This is a genomic window from Rhodococcus sp. Chr-9 (genome assembly GCF_000801125.1).
GTDB lineage: Bacteria > Actinomycetota > Actinomycetes > Mycobacteriales > Mycobacteriaceae > Rhodococcus > Rhodococcus pyridinivorans.
The window spans coordinates 22556-38092 of sequence record NZ_JTIZ01000041.1; the positions used below are offsets into that span (position 1 = coordinate 22556).

Here is a 15537-nt window from a genome sequence, read left to right on the forward strand (position 1 = left end):
CGAGATACCGGATGACTTTGGAGGACGACGATGACCGCAACGACAGGACCACTCGCGGGGGTTCGGGTACTGGATATGACACGTCTGGCGCCCGGACCGTACGCGAGCATGCTGCTCGCGGACCTCGGCGCAGAAGTGATCGCAATCGGTGGTGGTCGTTCCGGGCTTCCGGTGCCCGCGCTGTCGCGAGGCAAGGAATTCATCTCGCTCGACCTCAAGACCGCCGACGGCCTCGACGCCCTGCACACCCTCGTTTCGGAAGCCGACGTCTTCATGGAAGGATTCCGCCCCGGAGTGGCAGACAAGCTGGGCGCCGGCTACGCGGAACTGTCGGCCCTCAATCCCGGACTCGTCTACTGCAGCGTGACGGGCTACGGCCAGAACGGGCCCATGGCGCAGCGCGCCGGGCACGACATCAACTACCTGGCCATCGCCGGTGCCCTCGGGACCTTCGGCCCCTCGGATCACCCGCCGACACTGCCGCTGAACCTGGTCGCCGACTTCGCAGGCGGCGGATTGCTGTCGGCATTCGGCATCATGTCCGCCCTCTACGACCGCACGCGTACAGGCAAAGGCCGGTACATCGATGCCGCCATGGTCGACGGCGTGCTGTCGATGATGGGAATGAACTTCGTCGACTGGCAGACGCCGACGCTGCCCGGACGTGGACACGGCGTACTGACCGGATCGATGCCGTTCTATCGGTGCTACCGCTGCTCCGACGATCGCTACGTCGCAGTCGGGGCACTCGAGACCGCCTTCTTCGAACGGTTGTGGACCACCCTCGACCTCGGCGCCGTTCCGAACCATTTCGACGAGTCCACCTGGGACCACATCGAAAAGTCACTGACCACAGCATTCGAGACGAAGACGATGGCGGAGTGGACCACAGTGTTCGCCGATGTCGATGCCTGCGTGACACCGGTACTCGAACCGCACGAACTGGCCACCTTCGATCAGATCGTCGCCCGGGACCCGGACTTCGCACTGGATTCGGTCCCCGTGGTCCCGGTGTTCTCCGACGGCCCGACACGGCGCGCCACCGACACCCACGTCAAGACCGAGGAAGTGCTGCGCCGTGCCGGTGTCGCCGAAGACCTCGCCCACCGGGCGGCCGCAGCCGGTATCCCCTCGTCCGTGACGGGTCTGAGCTGGCCCCCACTGTGACCGTCGAACTTCCGAATCATCACCTTCCCCACACAGACCAGGAGTAATTCATGAGTATCGAGTATCGCGAATTCCGCGAGAGCGTCCGCAAACTCGCGCAGACCAAGATCGCACCGCACGCCGCCGATGTGGACGACAAGGAACGATTCCCCTCGGAATCCTGGGCAGCCCTGCGCAGCAACGACCTGCCCGGACTCGCCTACCCCGAGAGCCTCGGCGGCAGTGGAGCCGACCTGCTCGCCCAGGTCATCGCTGTAGAAGAAGTCGCAGCGTCCTGTGCAAGCACGGCACTGGTCATGCTGGTCAACTGGGCCGGCACCTCCACCGTGCTCCGTCAAGGCTCCGACGAACTCAAGCAACTGGTGGTACCGAACGTGGCATCGGGCGCCGCCGGCGCCGCATGGTGCATGACCGAGCCGCGCGTGGGCTCGGACCTGTCGGCGATCGCAACGACCGCAACCCAGGATGGGTCCGACTGGATCCTCAACGGTCAGAAGCGGTTCATCAGCAATGCGCCGTGGGCCGACTGGTACGCCGTGCTGGCGAAGACCGGAGAGAAGTCACTCGGCATCTTCATGGTGCACAAGGACGACGCCGGCGTCAGTTTCGGCGCTCCCGAAAAGAAGATGGGTATGCGCGGCAGCCCCACGACCGACGTGAACTTCGACGAGTGCCGACTGCCCGCCGTCCGGGTCGTCAACGACCCCTACCAGGGGTTCGCGTACATCTCCGAGGAACTGAACGTCAGCCGGGCACTCATCGCCGCGCAGGCTCTCGGCATCGCACAGGGCGCATTCGATGCCGCAGTGTCGTATACGACCGACCGCGAGCAGTTCGGCCAGTCCATCTCCCGCTTCCAGCTTCTGCGCGGCATGGTCGCCGATATGGCCGTCAAGATCGAGTCGGCCCGCACGCTGCTGTACGACGCAGCCCGTCTCATCGACGACGGGGAACCGGCGGGACGGACGAAGGCGGCCATGGCGAAGCTGCTGTGCAGCGACACCGCCATGTCGGTGACCACCGATGCGCTCCAACTGCACGGCGGATACGGCTATGTCCGTGATTATCCGGTCGAGCGGATGATGCGCGACGCCAAGATCACCCAGATCTACGAGGGCACCAACCAGATCCAGCGACTCATCATCGCCAAGTCGGTATACGGAAAGTAGGCGCACCGTGCACCACCCCCAGCAACAACAAGCGCTGAGCGGCATCCGGGTCCTCGACCTCGGCGAGATCATGCAGGCGCCCGTGGCCGCGCAGGTTCTCGGCGACCTCGGCGCCGAAGTGATCAAGGTCGAGCGCGGTGTCAACGGAGACATGCTGCGAGGCCTCGATCGCGAGTCACTCGACGAAGGTCGCCCCAGTGCCTACTTCGCCGCGGTCAACCGCAACAAGCGCAGCATCGCACTGAACCTGAAAACCTCTGAGGGGCAGGACATTCTCCATCAGCTCCTCGCGGAGGCGGATGTTCTCATCCACAGCTACCGGACCGCGGCAGTCGAACGACTGGGCTTGACCTACGACGATCTGCACGAGCGCTATCCTCGGCTCGTCTACGGCACTGCGACCGGATTCGGCGAGACCGGGCCATACGCCCACAAAGCAGGCCAGGACATGCTCGCGCAGGCACTGAGCGGAATGGCACGCGCGTGCGGCGACCCGTCGATCTCGGCATACGTACATCCGGTACCGACCGTGGACTACGCCTCGGGTATGGCCCTCGCCCAGGGAATCTTGGCAGCACTGTTCGAACGCGAGCGCTCCGGCCGCGGCCAGAAGGTCAGCGTCAACCTCTTCGATACAGCACTGGCCCTGCAGACTCTCGAAAGCTCCACACTGCTGGCGTACCAGCGTGAGACCAACTGGGTCAGCGACTGGTACAGCGGCATCTTCGAAACGACCGACGGTCTGCTCTTGGTACTCGGCCTGTTCCGCGAGAACGCTCTGGGTCTGGCATGCAAAGCTCTCGACATCGACGATCTGTCCGTCCAGCCGACGTTCGCCACACCACAGCTCCAGGCAGAGAACAAAGAGGCCGCCAACGCGGTTCTGCGTCCGCTGGTCGCACAGTTGAGCACCGCCGAGGCGGCAGAGTTGTTCGACGGGGTCGATCTGCTGTGCGCACCGCTGCTCACCTTGCAAGAAGCGCTCGATCATCCCCAGACGCGGCACAACGGCACGCTCGTCGACGTCGAGATCGAGGGTGTGCGCACCACCCGGTTGATGGGCAACCCTGTCACGTTGTCCCGCACCCCCGCCCAGGTGCACCGTGGGGTGCCGGCGGTCAGTGAACATGCCGACGAAATCCTCCATGAGCTCGGTATCTCCGAGTCCGATGTCCAGACCTTGCGCAATAAGGGAGTGATCCGATGAGTAATGCGATGCAGACGGACCCGACGAGCCCGACCACCGGCACCGCCACCGCGATGGTGCTCGAAGGCTTCGGACAGACCATGACCGCGAGGACGTTTCCGCGCGTGACCCCCGATGCCGGCGCGGTCGTCGTCGACGTCACGCACGCGGGAATCTGTGGAACCGACATCCACCTGCAGCAAGGTCGCCTGCCCATTCCGGTACCGCTCATCCTCGGACACGAGGCGGTCGGTCGCGTACACGCCCTCGGCGAGGGAGTCACCACCGATGCCCGGGGCGAGCAACTGCACGTCGGGGACGCGATCTCATGGGCGTCCAACATCCCGTGCGGGCACTGCTACTACTGCCAGGACCAGCACGAACCGTCGCTGTGCGAGACCCGCAAGGTGTACGGCATCAACCAGTCGTCGGCCGACTGGCCCCATCTGTCGGGTGGGTGGTCCGAACAGATCTACCTCCAGCCCGGCTCGACGATCATCCGCATCCCGTCCTCGGTGACCCCGCAGCAGGTGATCGCACTCGGCTGCGCCGGCCCGACGGCCGTGCACGCCGTGAACGATATCGCCAAGCCGCAGACAGGTGATGTCGTCGTGGTCCAGGGCAGCGGACCGGTCGGCCTGGCCTGCGCCATGTACGCCACACTCGCCGGCGCAGCGAAAGTGATCATCGTCGGCGGGCCGGCCAACCGTCTCGAGGTCGCGCAGGCCGCCGGCATCGGCGACATCCACATCGACATCTTCACCGAGACCGATCAAGAGGCCCGTCTGGAACGGATCCTCGCGCACACACCGGACGGGCGCGGCGCCGACGTCGTCATCGAGGCCACCGGCGTCCCGACCGCAGTAGCCGAAGGCATCGACCTCGCCCGCCGCGGCGGCAAGTACCTCGTCGTCGGACAGTACACCGACCACGGCACCACTCCGATCAACCCCCACTACATCACCAAAAAGCAGCTGCAGGTGCTGGGAAGCTGGGCGTTCTCTCCGCAGAACCACCTCGAATACGTCGAATCCCTCCCCCGGCTGACCGCCCACTTCGATCTCGCGTCGATGGTCACCGAATACCCGCTCACCGAGGCGGACGATGCCATGACCGATATGCGGGACGGGCGCACGCTCAAGTCGGTCCTCACCACCGGAGGCCGGTCGTGACCAACTCCCGGTACACCGCGGCGATCGAGGCGATGCTAGAGCGGATCGACTCGACCGCCAAGCAGACCGACGGCACCTTCCCGCACTACGGCGACATCGAATCCGGCGAATGGACCACCACCGCCGACGGAAACTGGACCGGAGGATTCTGGGGTGGCCTGGCCGCACTCGGCTTCGCCGCCTCGGGTGACAAGCGCCTGGCGCACCTCGCCGACGACATCACCGCGCAGATCCTGCCCCGGCAGAATTCCGACACCGCATTCCGCGGTTTCCTCTTCTGGTACGGGGCCGCAGTCAACCACCTCGTCACCGGAAGCAACGACGCGGCGCAGACCGCTCTGGCAGGTGCCCACGGCCTGCTCACCAGCTTCAACGATCGCGCCGGCATCATCCCACTCGGAGCAGAAGCAGAAGAAGCAGAGGCGGTCGGAGAAGGCGCCGCGAACATCGACGCCGTCCCGGGCACTGTCGCGCTGCTGTCGTGGGCCTCGGCACATACCGGCGACCCACGCTTCCTCGACGCCGCGATCCGCCACGCGCAGCGGCACATCGAACTGTGCATCCGCACCGATGGCTCGGTCTGCCAGTCGGCACGATTCGACACATCCAATGGTGCACTGCTGGATCGCTACACCCACAAGGGCATGAACGCCGACAGTACCTGGGGCCGGGCACAGGCGTGGGCGATGGTGGCATACGCCCAGGCTGCGCAGTGGGCATCGCCGTCCTTCCTGCCGACCGCCGTCCGACTGGCCGAATGGTGGCTCGACCGCACACCGAACGGCGGCGTCGTGTCCTGGGACTTCGACGCCGGCACCGGTCCGGACGTACCGATCGACACCTCCGCCACGGCCATCGCCGCTGCCGCGCTGCTCAAGCTCGATCGGCTCGTCCCTGAGCGGACCGACTTCCGGGACCGGGCCGTCGCCCACGTCGAGGCACTCCTCGATCACCTCACCCCCACCGGACCACACGACAGCAGACCGGCCGGGATCCTGATGGACGGTTGCTTCGACAAACGCCGCGACTTCGCGACCCGAAACGAACTGATCTGGGGCGACTACTTCTTGCTCGAGTGCCTGATCAACCTGAACAACCGGTCCGATACGCTGAAGTTGTGACCGAACCACCATGACGGGTCACCCGAGACCCCGGAAAGAAGATCGAGGAAAGCCGGTGTCGGAAAATACACCTACTGCAGCTCACGAGTTCACCCACTCGGACCTCAAACCGTCGATCCTCGACAATCTCGCACTTTCGCGCGCCGAGCTGCTGGTTCTGACCGACGAAGCGTCGGCGATGACCACAGCAGGCCAGCGGATCCGGGAGATCGGCGACTTCGACATGTCGCTCATCGGGCGCGTCGAGGTCGATGGGGTGATGGTTCACCGCAGTTGGCAGGGCACGAAGAGCAACGCTCTGCACCGACTGGTGGTGCCGGAAGGGATCGGGCTCGGCGGCAAGAGCATCATGCTCCAACAACCCGTCTGGGTACGGGACTATCTGTCCGATCCCGGAATCACCCACGACTTCGACGCGCTCGTCGAACAGGAGTCACTGCGAGGAATGCTTGCCGTGCCCATGGCTTATGAAGGTCATGTACTCGGCGCCATGTACGTCGGCACCCGCGAATATTCGTCCTTCGGTGATCGAGTCATCGCAGAGATCCAGTCAATCGCCGAAACGGCCGCCGTCACTCTCCTCAGCGCCCAAAGGGCCGCCACCCAGACAGAACTCGCCCTCGAAGCCGAACGGAAACGGCTCGCCGAAGCCCTACACGATTCCGTGAGCCCGGTGCTTTTCCGGATCGGTGCCGAACTGCAGAGCCTGCGCGCCCTCGCTGACGCGCAGGCGATCCACGATCGCCTGCAGGAGATCACCGAACAGGTACACGCCGTCAATGCTTCCATCCGCAGATCGCTGACCGACCTCACCGCGCGGCCCCCCGAACGGAATCTTCCGGTCGGCATCGAGGAGGACTGCCAGGCATTCACGCTCCGGACCGGTATCCCGGCCCGTTTCGTGCCACTGACCGAATCCCCCGACCTCGATGTCAGCCGCGTCGAGGCACTCCAACGCCTTGTTCGCGAAGCGCTGGTCAACGTGGAGAAACACGCCGACGCGTCCACTGTGGTGGTCAGCTTGTCGGCGCGGTCGGGCAAGGTGACGGTCGTCATCAGCGACGACGGCCGGGGCGTCGACGGCACCGACGATCCGATGCGAGGAAGCCAGCTGGGGCTCGGATTGGCTGCAGGGCGCCTCGAGCGGCTCGGGGGCGGCATGTCGGTGGTCAGCGACGACGAAAGCGGCACCACCGTGCGCGGCTGGGTAGACGCTCTGGAGGGACCGAGCACATGACCGCGCCACCGAAGACCATCCGCATCCTCGTCGTCGACGATCATCCGATCGTGCGTGGCGGCGTGGAACTACTCGCCCGCGAGGACACCGACCTCGAAGTGGTGGGAGGTGCACTGACCGGCTCTGCCGCGGTCGAATTGGCCCGCACCCTGCCCGTCGACGTCATCCTCCTCGATCTTCGGCTCCCCGATATCCCTGCACCGGAACTGATTACGCGTCTTCGTCGAGCCGCGCCGCACGCGCGGATACTGCTGTTCACCGCGTTCGCCGATCACGGTGCCATCGATCTGCTGATGGAAGCAGGCGCCGACGGCTGCCTCGTCAAGGACATCAGCGGACAGGACTTCGCCACAGCCATTCACCGTGTGTCCAGCGGAATCCGGGTGGTCGACCCGAGGTTGACGGGACCACGAAAGGTCGTGACCTCCGAGGCGCTGTACCGGGCCGGCCTGACCCGGCGCGAGTACGAAGTGCTGCGTTTTGCGGCCATGGGTCACAGCAATCCCGAAATCGCTCAGGAACTGTCTCTCACCCGCAACACCGTGAAGACCTATCTGCAGAGCGCCATGCAGAAACTGAACGCGCGCAATCGCGTCGAAGCCATTGCACGCGCTCACGAACTTCGCTTGCTCTGAACCGAATTCGCTTTCCCCGGAGCGCACTCCACCTCTCCACATGGAGATGTTATGTGTTCTGGGTCACCCATATATTCGAGCCGCAGAAATCATCTCGCGCTCGCGGCAACGGAGGCCCCACATGCCAAAAATGTCCCAAACATCGAAAGTAGGCTTTGCCAGCGGTGTCGGCACAACAGTCGAATGGTACGACTTCTTCATCTACGGCACCGCAGCCGGACTCGTCTTCAACAAGATCTTCTTCCCCGAGTTCGACTCTCTGATCGGCACTCTGCTCGCCTTTGCCACGTTCTCCGCCGCCTTCGTGGCGCGCCCGCTCGGCGGAGTGGTGTTCGGTCACTTCGGTGACCGGATCGGACGCAAGTCCATGCTCGTGATCACCTTGACCATCATGGGCTTGACCACTCTCGGAGTCGGGCTACTCCCGAGCTACGAGACCATCGGCGTCGCCGCACCGATCATCCTCGTCACGTTGCGTTTCGTGCAGGGTCTCGCACTCGGTGGTGAGATCGGCGGGGCGATCCTCATGGCCGTCGAACACGCTCCCGCCGACAAACGCGGCTACTACGGCAGCTGGGTGCAGATGGGCGTGCCGGCAGGACTGATGCTCGGTAACACGGTCTTCCTGTTGATGGCCGGACTGTCTCCCGAAGCGTTCGAATCCTGGGGATGGCGCATTCCCTTCTTGATCGGCGGCGCATTCGTCGCGATCGGCCTGTTCGTCCGACTGCATGTCGGCGAAAGCCCGAACTTCGACCGCGTCAAGAAGAACGCACAGTTGGAGAAGCTGCCCATCGGGGTGGTCCTTCGCCACTACCCCAAGCAGGTCCTCCTGACCTGTGGTGCCTACTTCGCCATCGGCGTCACCTTCTACGGCACTACGGTATTCGGCCTCAGCTACGGCGTCACGCAGGTCGGCTACACCCGAAACCAGATGCTGACACTCGTCCTCGTCGCCATGGCGGTCACGTTCGTCGCACTACCGTTGTTCGGCAAGCTGTCGGACGCCTACGGCCGAAAGCCGGTCTTCCTCGCCGGGGTTCTCGCCATGCTGCTGTTCACCTTCCCCTGGTTCTGGCTGGTCAACTCCGGATCCTTCGCGCTGGCGATGATCGGGTTCGTGGTGTTCTGCCTCGCCTTCGCCACCTCCTACGGTCCCCTCGCAGCCTTCTTCGCCGAAGCCTTCGACACCCGCATCCGCTACACCGGAATCTCCTTCGGCTACACGATCGGCACCCTCGCCTCGAGCGCTCCCGCACCGATCGTCGCCACCTACCTGCTCGATCGCACCGGCTCGTACGTCGCCGTGGCGCTGTTCATGGTCGCAATGTGCGCCGTCTCCGTCGTCTGCGTGATCGCCATGCGCGAGACCTACCGACAGGACCTGTCCGACAACGACGAAACCTCCGGACAGGAACAACTGTCACCGACCTCTCACTGAGCACGCGCACGCACCGGTCCCCGGTCGCCGACGTCCCGCCCCCTTCGGCCGGCCGCCGATTCGTCCGCACACGATCCCACGGCCGTGGACCTCGACAGACATCCATCCCACCCCGATTCCCGGGGGCGCGGAACTCCTCCCCCCGCGCCCCCGGCACCCTCGAAACGAGTCCAGATGAGCATCGCCGAACCGTCGCTGCACCCGTTGGCTCTACCCACCACCTCACTGCGTGTCCTGGTCACCGGCGTCGAACAGAACGAAGGCGCCCACGTGGCCCGAACGTTGGCAGCCGCTGGACACCACGTGTTCACGCACAGCTTCACCCTCGATGCTGCCGAGCACCTCGCCGGCCGAGTCGCCGATGACGACGGGATCGCTCATCCGGTCGCGGCCGATCTGACCCTCGAATCCGACGTCGACAACATGTTCACCCACCTCGAGCGACGATATGGCGGCATCGACGCGCTCGTGCACACCGCATGGCTACCCGGCCCGGAAACAGCATGCCACTCGCTGAGCAAGATCCGCCCCGCCGACTGGGGCCGGTTCACCTACGACCACATGGCGTTGTTGTTCCACACGACCAGACGTGCTGCCGTATTCTTCCACCGCACCGGCGGCATCGGATCGATCGTCACCGTCACCGGCCTGGACACGGTCCGCAGAATCACCGACACCGATCGAGGACCGGCGCGAGACTCCATGGACGGCGCAATCGAATCCTTCGCTCTCGCCGCCGGACGTGAACTCGGCAGTAACCTCTTGCGGATCAACAATATTCGTCTGGTACCCACCCCGACTCCGGAGACAAGTGTCACCGCTGCTGCCCCGATACGCCTCGAAGCGGTGCTGCCGGAGCTGATCGACCCAACATCCGATATCGGCTCCGGTGGCATCTTCACTGCCTACACCTCGTTCCCTGCACCTGTGCGGTGATCGGCGTGGGCCCGATGTCCCCATTCGTTGTCATCGGCGCGTCGAATGTTGCCCGGCTCGTGTGCGCGTCGCTCACCCAACGCCACTTCGATGTTGTCCACCTCGATGCACCCGACGACCCGGAACTTCTGCAGATCACCCAGCACGACCCGGCCGGGGTCGCCGTCGTCACCCACGACGACGCGGTCGCCGTCCGTTATGCCCTCGCCATCGCCCACATCAGTCCCCACACACCGATGGTCGTGACCGTCTTCGATCGCACCATCGCCAACCAGCTCACCCGATTGATTCCCCACTGTCAGGTAACCTCCCCCGCAGACCTCGCGACACCGTCCCTGGCCGGCCCGTGCATCGCTGCCACGATCGACGCCGCGCACACCGCGCCCGATGGCACCACACGCGTCCTCCGGCAATCCGCCCACGGTGACCAACCGACCTGGCAGCCGCTACCCCACAGCCGCACCAGCAGAATTCGCCGCCGATTCGTCCACTCCGTAGGCACACTACGATCCCACGACGCCGGCACCCGCATGCTGCTCACCGGCCTTATCGGACTGCTCGCCATCCTCCTGATCGATTGGATATGGCTCACTGTCGGCAAAGGCCACCACTGGGTCGAGTCCCTCAAAGAAGCAGTCCAGGTCGTCGCCACCGTCGGTCCCGCACCGGCCTCACACGGCGACCACACCTATGACGTGTTCGCGGCTCTGGCGATGTTGGCGGCGATCGTGTTCACCGCCATGTTCACCGCCGGGATAATCGAACGTCTGCTCGGAACCAGCCTCATCGGCTTGATCGGTCAACGGGTTCTCCCCCGCCNCACGTCATCGTCGTCGGATTGGGACAGGTCGGTCTCCGGTTGTGCCTCGAACTCCGCAAACTCGGCATTCCCGTCGTCGCCATCGAACGCGACGATCGAGCCCGCAATCTGCGCCTGGCTCGAGCACTGAACATTCCCACCATCGTCGGGCACGGTACCGACAGAACCCTCCTCGAACGCGCCCGCCTCGACCGGGCCCGATGCCTTGCCGCCGTGGGCTCCGACGACCGTGACAACATCGCCGTGTCCGTAGCAGCCCACGGAGTGCACTCCGACGCCAGACTCGTCCTCAGAGCCGGCGAACACGAAGCCCTCACCGACACCGGATCCCTCCTCCCGCTAGGGATCACCAGGAATGTCGCAACCTTGAGTGCAACCTTCGTCGTCGCCCGACTGCTCGGTCTCGACGCCCACCGTGTCGTAATCGCGAACAACGCAATCCATCTCGAACTCGACGACGCCTTCGAGCAGTTCACCCTCACCGCACCGCACCATTGCCCGCACCTGACCACACAAACATGCCCACCTCTCGCTCACCGCGTGTATCCGGAAAAGACCTCAACGAAGCGATGAATATTCATCCGAGGAGTCCTCTCCGATGGCGACGCTGCAGGCCGGCGCGGGCACGGCCTTATCAGCCCTCGCCGAGCTCGAAGAATTCGATGTGCTCACCTACGTGTCGGACTGCTCGTCCGTCGTCGTTGTAGCAATCACACGTATCGACATCGAGGTCTCACTTCAGCCGCCGGCGAACGGTGGTAGCACGTCGACTACAGGACCCACAGCACGAGCGGGGTCACGGGTGAGCTCATCCCCGACCAAGAACATCGCCACCGACAGCACACGAGCCATATCGGGGCCGTGGCGGTCGATCAGCACCGTCTTCAACGTCCCGAGGTCGGTGGTAGGCGGCAATGCCACCGTTTCCTTCTCCGTCCCTGCGGTCTCTGCCGCTGCAGCGAAGTAGCGCACCTCGATACCCACTGTCCTATCCATCAAAAGCTCCGGTAGAAGTGCTCACAGAGTCGAGACCTGCGTTCCCCGCACCAACCCGTTCGGCGCGGGTATAGACGTTCATGGTGTCCCCGCGCAGGAACCCGACAAGAGTCAAACCGGCGTCATGAGCAAGGTCGATGGCCAGCGACGACGGCGCGGAAACGGCCGCCAGAATAGGAATGCCGGCCATGACGGTTTTCTGGGTCAGCTCGAAGGAGGCACGTCCGCTCACCAGCAGCACGGTATGGCGCAGCGGTAATCGTCGGTGCTCGACCGCCCAGCCGATGATCTTGTCGACGGCATTGTGGCGTCCGACATCCTCGCGCAGTGCGAGGAGTTCCCCTGCCACGGTGAATAATCCGGCAGCATGCAATCCGCCGGTGCGGTCGAAGGTATCCTGCGCCTGCCGCAGCGCGGAGGGCATCACCGCCAGCACTTCCGGATCGACCACGACCGGGTCGTGAGCCGGTGAGTGGCGGGAGCGTTGGCGGATCGCATCGAGGGAGGCCTTGCCGCACACCCCGCACGAGGAGGTGGTGTAGAAGTTGCGTTCGATGCCGGTCACGGGCAGAGCCACTCCGGGTGCGAGATCGATATCGAGGACGTTGTAGGTGTTGCGCCCGTCGTCGCCCGTGCTGTTGCAGTAACGGATTGCAGCAATATCGTCGCGGCCGGTGACGATCCCTTCAGTGAGCAAGAACCCCTGGGCAAGTTCGATGTCGGAACCGGGAGTGCGCATCGTCACCGCCAGCGCAGTGCCATCGACGCGCAGTTCGAGTGGTTCTTCGACAACGACCGTGTCCGGACGCACCACCCGCTGCGTTCCCTGCAGTCGGGTGATGCGGGCACGGGTGGTCACTCGCCCCATGATTCGAACCCATCATCGAAACTGTCGCACCGGCCGGCGAGCACACGCTGTTCCGACCGGGGCGCAGATAACGCCGAGGACATGCCCACACAACGCAGCAGCAGCTGGACAACAGCAATAAACACATGAGCGAACAGAACAGGCATCGAGATTCTCCTACGCAGACTTCGGATCGAGCTCGATACCCGGCCCGTCCGGCCGCTTCCCAGGCGCCCGACGAGGCACAAGGCGGACGGTGACCGCCTTCGAAGCAGGAGTGTTGGACTTGAGTGCCACATGGTCGAGAGGCACGAGCGGGTTCGTTTCGGGATAGTAGGCCGCAACATTGCCCATCGGGGTCGAATAGGGCACGAGCCTGAAGTCCTCGGCCCGGCGCTCCTCGACGGTGCCGTCGGGACGGGTCCACTCCGACACCAGATCCACCCGGTCGCCGGGAGCGTACCCGGACGCTTCGATGTCGTCGGGGTGGATGAACAGGACCCGCCGGCCCGCCTTGATGCCGCGATAACGGTCGCCGAGGCCGTAGACGGTGGTGTTGTACTGATCGTGGCTGCGCAACGTCTGCAGGATCAGCCGACCCTCGGGGACAGGAAGCCAGTGCAGGTCGTTGACGACGAAGGTCGCCTTGCCGGTGTCGGTGGTGAAGCGGCGTTCGTCCCGCGGCGGATGGGGCAGGACGAACCCGTCCGGCCGCCGTACTCGGGTGTTGAAGTCCTCGAATCCGGGGATCACCCGCGAAATCGCATCGCGAATGCAGTCGTAGTCGTCGGCGAACCGCGCCCACAGCACCCGATGGCCGGAACCGAACAGGTGCTGGGCGAGCTCGCACACGATGGCGACCTCACTACGCAGATGCGAACTGGCGGGCGTGAGCCCTCCGCGCGACAGGTGCACCACCGACATCGAATCCTCCACCGACACCATCTGTTTGCGTCCGCCGCGGATGTCCTTGTCGGTCCGCCCCAGGGTGGGCAGGATGATCCCGGTCGCTCCGTGCGCGAGATGACTGCGATTGAGTTTGGTGGAGACCTGCACCGTCAGCGCGCAACTGCGCAGCGCTGTGGCGGTCACCTCGGTGTCGGGGGTAGCGGACAGGAAGTTGCCGCCCATAGCCATGAACACTGACGCCCTGCCGTCGCGCATGGCGCGGATCGCGTCGACCGCGTCGTAACCGTGCTGGCGGGGACAGCGAATACCGAACTCGGTATCGAGGGCCTGCAGGAACGACTCGGGGGCTTTCTCCCATATGCCCATGGTGCGATCACCTTGAACGTTGGAGTGTCCCCGCACCGGGCACACCCCCGCCCCACGCGTGCCGATCATCCCGCGCATCAGCAGCAGCGCTACCGCGTCTTCGATGGTGGCCACGGCGTGGGGATGCTGGGTCAAACCCATCGCCCAGCAGATGATCGTCGCTCTCGAGGCGACCAACGCTGCTGCAGTGTCCTCGAGCTGAGATCGGCTCAGACCCGTCGCAGTCGACACGGTGTCCAGATCCACGGCGCGGATATGGGTGGCCCACTGCTCGAAACCGGCACAATGGCGGTCGAGGAAGTCGCGGTCGAGGACCGTGCCGGGAGCACGGTCCTCGACGGCGAGCAGCAGTTTCGCCAGACCTTGGAACAGGGCCTGGTCACCACCGAGGCGGATCTGCAAGAACTCGTCGGCGATCGCCACTCCCTCGCCGAGCACGCCACGCGCCTTCTGAGGATCTTTGAAACGCAACAACCCGGCTTCGGGCAGCGGGTTGATCGCGATGACTTTCGCGCCGCGGGCCTTGGCTTTCTCGAGTACCGACAGCATGCGGGGATGGTTGGTCCCGGGGTTCTGGCCGGCGATGAGGATCAGGTCGGCGTGTTCGAGGTCGGTCACCGACACCGAACCCTTGCCGATGCCGATGGTCTCCGACAAGGCCGTACCGGAAGACTCGTGGCACATGTTCGAGCAGTCCGGCATGTTGTTGGTGCCGAACGCCCGGATCATCAACTGGTACAAGAACGCGGCCTCGTTGGAGGTCCGCCCCGAGGTGTAGAAGATCGCCTCATTCGGGTCCGGCAGCGCCCGCAGATGCTCGGCGATCACCGCGTAGGCATCGTCCCAGTCGATCGGCTCGTAGTGGAGGCTGCCAGGCCGGATGATCATCGGGTGCGTCAGCCGGCCCTGGCGACCGAGCCAGTAGTCGGTGCGTGCGAGCAGTTCCGGTACAGAATGGCGGGCGAAGAAACCGGGGTCGACGGTGCGAGTGGTGGCTTCCTCGGCGACAGCCTTGGCGCCGTTCTCGCAGAATTCGGCAAGTTTCCGGTGACCTGGTGTTTCCGGCCACGCGCAGCCGGGGCAGTCGAAGCCATGCTGTTGGTTCAGCTTCGTCAAGGTGCGGGCGGTGCGCACCGGCCCCATCTGCTCGAATCCGTGCCGCAGCGAGACCAACACCGCCGGTACCCCGGCGGCATAGGATTTGCGCTCGCTGACTTCGATGTCGTTCTCGTCGTGAACGAGCGGATCGCTGATATCGGTCATACGCTGTGTCGTACCCATCGATCGGTCGGCGAGCACACCCCACCGAGAGAAAGTCGGTTTCGACGCCGAGAAGACGAGACCCCCTGTCGCGGCAGCTGATAACCGTGCCCTCTCGGAGGCTCCGTTGGTTTTTTCCTGACTGCATCCGAACCTATCGAGCGTGGCGGCGTCTCCACGATTCGGAGGTAATGTACAGAATCCGGATTACTGATCATCCAGTGACAAATGGGCTCTTCGCAGTTAGCAGTGGTACTGGTGCCGGCTGGGTGCGA

14 protein-coding genes are annotated in these 15537 nt (G+C 64.5%); 10 read left to right on the plus strand and 4 right to left on the minus strand.

Annotated features, from left to right (window positions below):
* Nucleotides 1–30 precede the first annotated feature (30 nt).
* From QR64_RS04330 to QR64_RS27265, 10 genes are all read left to right on the plus strand, one after another.
* On the plus strand, nt 31–1167 hold the full coding sequence (locus QR64_RS04330; protein ID WP_071936074.1) for a CaiB/BaiF CoA transferase family protein: 1137 nt from the start codon (nt 31–33) through the stop codon (nt 1165–1167).
* 50 nt (nt 1168–1217) lie between these two features.
* Nucleotides 1218–2336 carry an acyl-CoA dehydrogenase family protein gene (locus QR64_RS04335; protein ID WP_006552209.1) on the plus strand — a complete coding sequence of 373 codons (1119 nt, stop codon included), beginning with the start codon at nt 1218–1220 and terminating at the stop codon, nt 2334–2336.
* Nucleotides 2337–2343: 7 nt separating this feature from the next.
* Nucleotides 2344–3543, plus strand: a complete 1200-nt coding sequence (locus tag QR64_RS04340) for a CaiB/BaiF CoA transferase family protein (protein ID WP_024102240.1) — start codon at nt 2344–2346, stop codon at nt 3541–3543.
* Nucleotides 3540–4694 carry a zinc-binding dehydrogenase gene (locus QR64_RS04345; RefSeq protein ID WP_039584297.1) on the plus strand — a complete coding sequence of 385 codons (1155 nt, stop codon included), beginning with the start codon at nt 3540–3542 and terminating at the stop codon, nt 4692–4694. Before QR64_RS04340 ends, QR64_RS04345 begins: the two co-directional genes overlap by 4 nt.
* Nucleotides 4691–5815 (plus strand): glycoside hydrolase family 88 protein, encoded by a 1125-nt coding sequence (locus tag QR64_RS04350; protein WP_039584299.1) that lies wholly within the window; start codon nt 4691–4693, stop codon nt 5813–5815. Before QR64_RS04345 ends, QR64_RS04350 begins: the two co-directional genes overlap by 4 nt.
* A gap of 55 nt (nt 5816–5870) precedes the next feature.
* Nucleotides 5871–7052 carry a GAF domain-containing sensor histidine kinase gene (locus QR64_RS04355; protein WP_039584301.1) on the plus strand — a complete coding sequence of 394 codons (1182 nt, stop codon included), beginning with the start codon at nt 5871–5873 and terminating at the stop codon, nt 7050–7052.
* On the plus strand, nt 7049–7687 hold the full coding sequence (locus QR64_RS04360; protein ID WP_039584302.1) for a response regulator: 639 nt from the start codon (nt 7049–7051) through the stop codon (nt 7685–7687). The genes QR64_RS04355 and QR64_RS04360 overlap by 4 nt, the downstream gene beginning before the upstream one ends.
* A gap of 130 nt (nt 7688–7817) precedes the next feature.
* Nucleotides 7818–9128 carry an MFS transporter gene (locus QR64_RS04365; RefSeq protein ID WP_006552215.1) on the plus strand — a complete coding sequence of 437 codons (1311 nt, stop codon included), beginning with the start codon at nt 7818–7820 and terminating at the stop codon, nt 9126–9128.
* Between the two features lie 174 nt (nt 9129–9302).
* A complete protein-coding gene (locus QR64_RS04370) occupies nt 9303–10064 on the plus strand; it encodes an SDR family oxidoreductase (RefSeq protein ID WP_052227194.1) in 762 nt (253 codons plus the stop codon).
* Nucleotides 10065–10923: 859 nt separating this feature from the next.
* A complete protein-coding gene (locus QR64_RS27265) occupies nt 10924–11457 on the plus strand; it encodes an NAD-binding protein (protein ID WP_200886476.1) in 534 nt (177 codons plus the stop codon).
* A 165-nt stretch (nt 11458–11622) separates the two neighbouring features.
* Here the strand turns inward: QR64_RS27265 and QR64_RS04380 are convergent, their stop codons facing one another.
* Genes QR64_RS04380 through QR64_RS04390 form a run of 4 tightly spaced genes read right to left on the minus strand, consistent with a single transcriptional unit; the run spans nt 11623 to nt 15265 of the window.
* Entirely contained in the window at nt 11623–11880 is a 258-nt protein-coding gene (locus tag QR64_RS04380; RefSeq protein WP_039584303.1) for a MoaD/ThiS family protein, read from the minus strand.
* Nucleotides 11873–12748, minus strand: coding sequence for a formate dehydrogenase accessory sulfurtransferase FdhD (fdhD, locus tag QR64_RS04385; RefSeq protein WP_039584305.1), 876 nt, complete (start codon nt 12746–12748; stop codon nt 11873–11875). The genes QR64_RS04380 and fdhD overlap by 8 nt, the downstream gene beginning before the upstream one ends.
* Nucleotides 12736–12894 carry a hypothetical protein gene (locus QR64_RS27540; protein ID WP_169847085.1) on the minus strand — a complete coding sequence of 53 codons (159 nt, stop codon included), beginning with the start codon at nt 12892–12894 and terminating at the stop codon, nt 12736–12738. The genes fdhD and QR64_RS27540 overlap by 13 nt, the downstream gene beginning before the upstream one ends.
* Nucleotides 12895–12904: 10 nt before the next feature.
* Nucleotides 12905–15265, minus strand: a complete 2361-nt coding sequence (locus QR64_RS04390) for an FdhF/YdeP family oxidoreductase (RefSeq protein ID WP_039584313.1) — start codon at nt 15263–15265, stop codon at nt 12905–12907.
* Between the last annotated feature and the right edge of the window lie 272 nt (nt 15266–15537).

Bases quoted from the DNA above. Each gene is read 5' to 3' on its own strand.
- QR64_RS04370 (WP_052227194.1), top strand. From the start codon at position 9,303: ATGAGCATCGCCGAACCGTCGCTGCACCCGTTGGCTCTACCCACCACC.
- QR64_RS27540 (WP_169847085.1), bottom strand. From the start codon at position 12,894: ATGCCTGTTCTGTTCGCTCATGTGTTTATTGCTGTTGTCCAGCTGCTG.
- QR64_RS04380 (WP_039584303.1), bottom strand. From the start codon at position 11,880: ATGGATAGGACAGTGGGTATCGAGGTGCGCTACTTCGCTGCAGCGGCA.
- QR64_RS04335 (WP_006552209.1), top strand. From the start codon at position 1,218: ATGAGTATCGAGTATCGCGAATTCCGCGAGAGCGTCCGCAAACTCGCG.
- QR64_RS04360 (WP_039584302.1), top strand. From the start codon at position 7,049: ATGACCGCGCCACCGAAGACCATCCGCATCCTCGTCGTCGACGATCAT.
- fdhD (WP_039584305.1), bottom strand. From the start codon at position 12,748: ATGGGGCGAGTGACCACCCGTGCCCGCATCACCCGACTGCAGGGAACG.
- QR64_RS04330 (WP_071936074.1), top strand. From the start codon at position 31: ATGACCGCAACGACAGGACCACTCGCGGGGGTTCGGGTACTGGATATG.
- QR64_RS04365 (WP_006552215.1), top strand. From the start codon at position 7,818: ATGTCCCAAACATCGAAAGTAGGCTTTGCCAGCGGTGTCGGCACAACA.
- QR64_RS04345 (WP_039584297.1), top strand. From the start codon at position 3,540: ATGAGTAATGCGATGCAGACGGACCCGACGAGCCCGACCACCGGCACC.
- QR64_RS04390 (WP_039584313.1), bottom strand. From the start codon at position 15,265: ATGACCGATATCAGCGATCCGCTCGTTCACGACGAGAACGACATCGAA.